This is a genomic window from Microcoleus sp. S13_C3, assembly GCF_036700905.1.
Taxonomy (GTDB): domain Bacteria; phylum Cyanobacteriota; class Cyanobacteriia; order Cyanobacteriales; family Microcoleaceae; genus Microcoleus.
Window position 1 is genome coordinate 1 of record NZ_JAUBPT010000247.1, and the last position, 7,112, is coordinate 7,112.

The 7,112-nt window shown below is 42.6% G+C and carries 4 protein-coding genes and 2 pseudogenes; 2 read left to right on the forward strand and 4 right to left on the reverse strand.

The window, feature by feature from the left end; all coding sequences use genetic code 11:
* Positions 1-115: 115 nt before the first annotated feature.
* Both QUA16_RS34695 and QUA16_RS34700 read left to right on the forward strand, forming a co-directional pair.
* Positions 116-517: a hypothetical protein gene (locus tag QUA16_RS34695; protein ID WP_333181718.1), complete on the forward strand. Its 402-nt coding sequence runs from the start codon at positions 116-118 to the stop codon at positions 515-517.
* A 122-nt stretch (positions 518-639) separates the two neighbouring features.
* Positions 640-1,709, forward strand: a pseudogene (locus QUA16_RS34700) (IS630 family transposase).
* Positions 1,710-1,752: 43 nt separating this feature from the next.
* On the opposite strand, the gene QUA16_RS34705 reads toward QUA16_RS34700, so the two are convergent.
* The 4 genes and pseudogenes from QUA16_RS34705 to QUA16_RS34720 form a co-directional block, all read right to left on the reverse strand.
* Positions 1,753-3,993 (reverse strand): O-linked N-acetylglucosamine transferase, SPINDLY family protein, encoded by a 2,241-nt coding sequence (locus QUA16_RS34705; RefSeq protein WP_445252236.1) that lies wholly within the window; start codon positions 3,991-3,993, stop codon positions 1,753-1,755.
* A gap of 129 nt (positions 3,994-4,122) precedes the next feature.
* On the reverse strand, positions 4,123-4,644 hold the full coding sequence (locus tag QUA16_RS34710; protein ID WP_333109419.1) for a type IV pilin-like G/H family protein: 522 nt from the start codon (positions 4,642-4,644) through the stop codon (positions 4,123-4,125).
* Between the two features lie 114 nt (positions 4,645-4,758).
* A pseudogene (locus QUA16_RS34715) lies at positions 4,759-6,078 on the reverse strand (class I SAM-dependent methyltransferase).
* A 195-nt stretch (positions 6,079-6,273) separates the two neighbouring features.
* A complete protein-coding gene (locus QUA16_RS34720; protein WP_333109420.1) occupies positions 6,274-7,014 on the reverse strand; it encodes a hypothetical protein in 741 nt (246 codons plus the stop codon).
* Between the last annotated feature and the right edge of the window lie 98 nt (positions 7,015-7,112).

The window sequence follows — 7,112 nt, forward strand, 5'->3', positions numbered from 1 at the left end:
TATTTGTTGATTTTGTAAATCAAATCTTGAGTGTTTACTTATCTTAACATGATTTGGTTTTTTTACGCCTACCTACTCAATTATTAGCAAAGAGCTTAAAAATAATTACATTATTTTGGATTTACCTTTGAACGATATCAATTTAATTATTTTCCCAGATTGGTCTGTAGAAGAAGAGTCTCTTGGCCGGGAATTGCAGGAAGTAATTATGGCGATAGCTACTCACCACGACAGAAGCAAAATGACTCTCCTGATAGATTGTGGCAAGATTTCCGAAGAAGATGCAGGTATGCTTGTCTCAAGTGTCATTATGAATCTTTTTATGGAAGAAGATTTAGATGTTTCCCAATTGCCACAAATTTCCATAGTGGGGGAAATAGGAAAAATGAATAGAATGGAATGGGAAGCTCTGCTATCGCGCGTTCACTTTCGCATAGTTTTAAAGAACGAAAACAAACAAACAATCGCTAATGTCAGAGCGGAACACATTCCCACTTACGAGCTAAACAGCTTATAACCTGTATAATTACATGCCTTACACATTGTTCTATAGCGTGGCATCAAGTAGGTAGGCGTAAAAAAACCAAAATATGTTAAGATAAGTAAACACTCAAGATTTAATTTACAAAATCAACAAATATGGGCGCTCGTTTAAGAGTATTTCTCAATCAAGAAGAAGACCGAACACTATTTGAATTGAGGACGGCAACAACAGTACCTCAAAAAGTAAAAGATCGAGCGCAAATTATTAGATTAAACTCCCAGGGGTGTTATGTGGAGGAGATTGCAGCTCATTTTAATTGTAGAGAGCAAACAATTAGAGAAGTAATTCATCGGTGGGTGAAAATGGGTTTGGGAGGATTATGGTCAACCAAAGGCAGAGGGGTCAAAGCCAAATGGAAAGAATCAGACATTGTTCATCTAGAAGAATGTCTCCTCAATGAACCACGCAGATATAATAGTCGTCAACTTGCTCAAAAATTAGAACAGGAACGCGGGGTCAAATTAAGCCCTGACAGATTAAGACGCATCCTCAAAAAAAAAAGATTATTTGGAAACGAACCCGACCAAGCCATAAAGACAAGCAAGACCCATTACAACGCTCGATTAAACAGGCAGATCAAGATATGTTAGAGTTGGCAGCGGCGGCAGGAGAAATCGATCTGAAATATCTGGATGAATCAGGTTTTTGCTTGTGGAGTCCCACTGGATATACATATTACCCAATTGGAGCGCAAAAACGGTTAGAGCCAACGAAACGAAGGGGGCGAAGACTTAGTATTTTAGGCTTGCTACAACCGTGTATTAATTTCGCGTATGGGTTGGCTGTCGGGAGTTTTAGCAGCAAATCATATATCACTATGATGGAAAATGAAGCACAACAAGCTGAGCTGGAAATGAAATTAACTGGACGGATCAGAGTGATAATTCAAGATAATGGTCCCATACACAAATCTCTGGATGTCCAACAAAAATGGTCTCAGTGGGAAAGCCAGGGATTGTATATTTTCTTTTTACCTAAATACTGTTCGGAAATGAACAAGATTGAACTGGAATGGCAACAACTTAAAAATCATGAACTGGTCGGACAAATGTTTGAAGATGAACTAGATCTTGCCTACGCAGTAATGGATGGAATTGAAGCGAGAGGGCAACGAGGAAATTACACAACTAATCGCTTTAAATTCAGTTCCAATTCCGCTTGTTAACATTTCTTTACTTGCCTTGGTTTTTTTATACCGACCTACTCAGTTAGTAAGTTGTATCAAGATATTTTGACCACATTTGTTGATACGCTTTTTCCATATCTCGTGTAAATTCCTTGCCATTCCAAAGCGGAGCCGTTTGTCGTGACTGCCGCAGTTTCCAGGATACTTGCTGCCGCAAAACTGGATCTTTCCCTAAGCGAATTCCCCATTCTACATACTCTTCATCAGTCCAAGCAATTCCTTCTGTGATACCCGCATTCCTCATCATCGCGTAGCTGTTGCGAGCTGAAAACTGCTGTCCTACACGGGTTACCAAGGGAACACACATCCACAGCGTCTCCATTGTTGTTGTAGCTCCATTATAGGGGTAGGTATCTAGCACTACGTCAGCAATACCTAAATTAGCGCGGTGAACTTGCTCCGAAGGAGCTAAGGGCAAAAACTTGAGGCGATCGGGATTGATACCCTCTGATTCTGCAATTTGGACAAAAAAGTTTTTGAGTGATTCTTGATCGGCCAAACCTTTAATTAAAAAGTAACTATTCGCTACTTCTTTGATAATTTGCATTTGCAGCCGTGCAGTATTAGGATTGTACTTATATCCCCTCTGAGCGCTAAGATAGATAACTGCATCGCTTGGGATATCCAACTGATCGCGCCGGATACTTGGCACACTTACCTCAAAACCATCTACTGCTATGTAAGTTTGAGGCAAACGCCAGATTTTTTCTGCATAGTAGTCCTGAGCAGATTCTGGTAAAACATAAGGATCGGCAATATAGTAATCAATAGTTGGCACACTTGAAGCATCCCAACCTAGCCAAGTTACCTGAACTGGTGCTGGCTTAATAGCTAGCGTCTCGCAGGAAGAAGTTAGAGTAATGCTGTCGAGATCCACCAAAATATCAATCTCATCTTCAAAAATTTTCTCAGCAGCTTCTTGACCATCTAATCCTAATCGATAAGCTTTGTCTGCTTTGCTAATGTACCAGTCTTGTAACTGATTCTGGCTCATTTCCGCTCCAACCATATAAGCATGGATTTCAAAACGCTCCTGGTCATGATGCTGGAAAACCCATCGTGCTAACCAACCTACCGAATGAGTGCGGAGGCAATGGGAAAGATATCCAATCTTCAACCGTTTAGGAGACTCATCAGTCTTTAAGTAAAGACGCGAACTCCACTGGCGACATAGCTCTACTTTTTCATGGGCATAGTTTTCAATGTTTACTTGACAAAGTTGAGCTACTTGACGACGAATTTGTGTATTTTCCTGGGGTTTATCCTGAAAGTACGGGAAAAAAAATACCGAAGCAAATAAGCGAATTGTGGCACTGGAATCGAGGTTGGTTGGCCGATCTTCAAGCAAAGATGCCAACAAGGATTTTTGTAATTCCAAGGCTGAACAAAATTCCTCCCAGTAGCCACCGGCACTCATCAGAGCACGCATGATTAAAAGATTTGCATAAACCTTATCTGCTAAGCTTTCCATGAGAGAATAGCAAAAGTTTGCAGTTTCGATTCCCTTATTATATTCATTATTATCTTGATAAAAAGCAGACAAAGATCTTAGTAACTCTGGATGTTGAGGTTCGAAACGCAAGCCGAGCTCAGTAAAGCGTATTGCTAATTGATATTGCTTAGCTGAGTAAGCTATTTTATAAATAAATGGAATTAGGATATCAAGTAAGACTTGTGATTCTTTGATATAAGGTAGACAAGATTCTGTTAAATCATAGGATGAGGGATGGAAAGGAGCCTGATCTAAAACATTTTTTAACACTTGGAGAAACAATTCAGAGTCTATCGCCATTTCTGCTTCTGACTTGAGTAGCTCTAAAATGCCTAAATCTTTTGGTTCATTTCCTGTGTAGGTTCTTTGCAGAGTGGAAAGTCCAATCAAATGTAAGAGGTTATTAATATCGGTAGGATTAATTTCGCGTATGTGTTGGCGAATTGCCCAAGCTACTGCATAATCTCCCACTTCCCATCTGCGCCGCTCTGCTTCTGCGTGCAATATCTGTACCAATTCTTCTGTCCATAAATCTATTTCTTCTGTCTCCCCCTCTGCCATTGCCAATAGCCAAGTAGTCTGAGCCTCTGCCTCTTGTCCCTGTAACAGCAACATCAACCCCAACTGCCAGTAGTAAAACTTGACACCCGGATTTAGTGCGAGTGCTTGTTCGTATATCTTGGCACCTTTGGTATAATTCCCTTGGAGTAAGTATTGATGTGCTTCCTCCTGCCAATCAGATGACATAGCTAGTAGATTATTAGAAAACATAGGGCAATATAAATAGTTTTGTATAGGAAACTTTTGTTACAGGTTTAGTTAACACTTAAAGCGGGTAGCATACATTACACTACCCGCTCTTTTTTTATTTCAACAAGTAGTGATTGTTGAGCTCAACAATTACTTAATAACTTCTGTCATAGTGCCGCAAGTAGGGGCAGTAGTACCATCAGGCGTAATTGCTGTAGGACCAACCCCAGCGCCTGACTCACAAAGTAGACTTTGCGTAGTTTTTGCTTCGTTTCCACCGGTTCCAACCAACGCTACAACTCCGGCATAGCCTTTGAGAGGACTGCTAGCACCAGGAGTTGCAGCAGAGCTAACTCCACCACCAGGTGCTCCTATGGTGTAAGTATAGTTGCTGGTTTGAGTTTTTAGACCAATACCCAAGCTTGAGATATTGTTGGCAAACACAGTATTTTCAGCGAAGTAAGCTTGCTGAGCCTTGTTAATGGAGCTGAGGTACTGCTTAGCTTCTGACTGCTTGGCTTTGTTAGCTTGGCTGAGGAACGAAGGCAGAGCAATAGCAGACAAAATGCCGATAATGATGATAACGACCAGCAGTTCAATCAGGGTGAAACCTTGATCCTGTCTTCTTTTGTTGATGTGTTGCAGGAACTTGGCTTTAAATTCAGTCTTCATAAGTTTTTTCTCCTTGAGGGGTGGGATGCTCGATTTCTAACTCTTAAATGTAACTTACCCAGTTGTCGGCGCTTTAATATCACCCCAAACTATTTTTTTTTTCAACTCCTGGCTCTAAGGCTCCAAAAGCACATACAGAAAGGCTTCCAACCTACTGAACATTTCCTTGACTTCCTCAAAGGCTGTCTGCTCGCTAACAGGCTCTAGGTTAACAGCCATCTGGGAGCGGATTTGGAGCCACCCTTCCACGATCGACACCACAGACTGCGGCCCCTCCCAAAGAGGTAGCAAGCAAGCCGCCATTGTACTCTCGATCGCCACTGGCGCTAGAGTTGGCACAATAATATAACGGCTAATCTCAAACGGCGTCTGGCTGTCAAGGCAATTATTCAAGTCTTCCCTCACCTGAGAAGTCCTCAGTTGAGGGTGCAGGTGTACCCGTGCTTCCCGCCATTGAGCTTCCGTCCATTCCGCAACGGGCACAAAAGCCTGAGTTCTCGCGGGATTTCCGCACCAGAAATCAAACAAACGGTGCAGGGGATGTAACAAGTCAAATAAATGCAGCCGCTCTTCCAGAGAAGCTTCTGGCAGACTCATCGCCAAAAACGGAGGCAAATCATCTGCATCTTTGAACAAATCCATCAACTCCCAGCGGCGCCAGGCCACCATACTGATAAACTCTAAATCAGCACCTCTCAACATTGCAAACACTTCAGGAATGGTACAACCTTTATCACCCACGAATAAATAGTTAACCATAATCCATCCCTCATCCTGTGCGAAATCTGCATTCCACCCTGCCGCCTTGATCCCTATTTCATCTCTCAAGGCTTCCATTGTTTCCCGGACTATTTCGATCTCCACTTCTCCCGGACTTCGATCCATTAATCCCATTGTTTTGAAAACAGCTTGAGCGCGAAACATTCCCGCTCTACCATTTGAGCTGTGAAGGTTTGTGCGGATGATGCCATCGGGAGCGAGAACTGACTTCATCGCTTGCAATCCAGCAACAGCGTCGGGCAAGAGATACAGAACTTCGTCAGCATTGATATAGTCAAACTGTAACCCTAAATTGGGTAACTCTTCTATCTTCAAAGCATAAAACTATGCATTAGCAACCCCATGATACTGTAAACGTTGCTCAGCTAGTTTTACAGATTCTTCTGATAAATCTATCCCTACTATTTTGGCTCCCGGATTGGCTATAGCTAAAACCAAGGATTTATAACCGGTGCCGCATCCCGCATCGAGGATAACTTTACCTTCTGTATTAATAACTCTTCTATTTCTGAAGTAGTAAGCAGTTATAAGATTATGAAGGTAGAGCAATTCACTCTTGTCTTTTGGAGATTCTTCCAGCGGGGTTCTGGGATAAGGAGTATTGTTAAATTGCTGGCGAATGTTTTCTATTAACTCTAAATTTTGGTGATCCATTTTCAATTACACTCAACGCTGGCAAATTACCTTAGTATCTCAGAAAATAGCCGATCGCCCGCCGGGCCGCAACACATACTTGCAATAATAGTCTGAAAACCGATCGCCCCCTGCTGCCCATTTTAACTCGGAGCGATCGCCCCCAACTCAACCTCCCAATCCAGAGGATTTGTAGATCGCTCTCCTCCAAAAACTCTATAATCTTGCCCTCAATTCATCAGCCGATAACTGTGGCAGTTCTTCTACCAACACAGCCAATTCGACCACGGGCAATTCTAGTAAATTGCTAACTGCTGTAGCCAGAATATCTACCGATTCATTAAAGTACATCCTCAAGACATATTCCGCCAACAATTTCACCGCTTGTTGCTTTCCTGCTTCATCGACTGCCAGCATTGATATCGCCAGCAGCATCCGAGTAAATTCCGTCGCCGATAACTTGGATAGAGGCGTTAAAAACACGCTCATTTTGGGGCTTAATTCTCCGAATCTCCCTGGCAGAAAATCTGATAAAATTAAGCGTTGCTGTTCTTGTCGGCCTCGTTCTAGCCCTTGTTCTAGCCCTTGTTCCAGCCCTTGTTCTCTAGCTTGTTGTTGTGCTGCTTGTATTTGTTGTTGAAAAAGTGGTGTAATGGCCATAATTAACTCCCGCTCTTCTGGTTCTAATTGCTGTGGGGCATCGGTCACTAAATTTGACTGCAACCTATATAATAACTCTAAGGCAGTCATCCGCAGCGGATCGTCCGTGGCTAAAGCGCTCAATTCGGCGATCGCCCTTTGCTGCACTTTCCCTTTACCCAAAATCCTCAACCACAGGCTTTCTGGTGTTTCTGGCAACTGGTGAATCACCACAATTGCCCCTTGCCAGTGCTCCGGGAAAAAATAGATTCCCTCCAGCCAATTGGAGAGGTTTGGCATTCCACCAAAACCAGACACTATTGATTTTGATGCTGTCGGTTTGACATACTCCCCAGCCTAAAGGCGTGGGGATTCTTTACGCTTCACTGAGTTGTGCTACCGAAGTAGTCTTACCA

Excerpts from the sequence above, each read along its gene's own strand:
- QUA16_RS34705 (WP_445252236.1), bottom strand. The coding sequence starts at position 3,993 with ATGTTTTCTAATAATCTACTAGCTATGTCATCTGATTGGCAGGAGGAA.
- QUA16_RS34710 (WP_333109419.1), bottom strand. The coding sequence starts at position 4,644 with ATGAAGACTGAATTTAAAGCCAAGTTCCTGCAACACATCAACAAAAGA.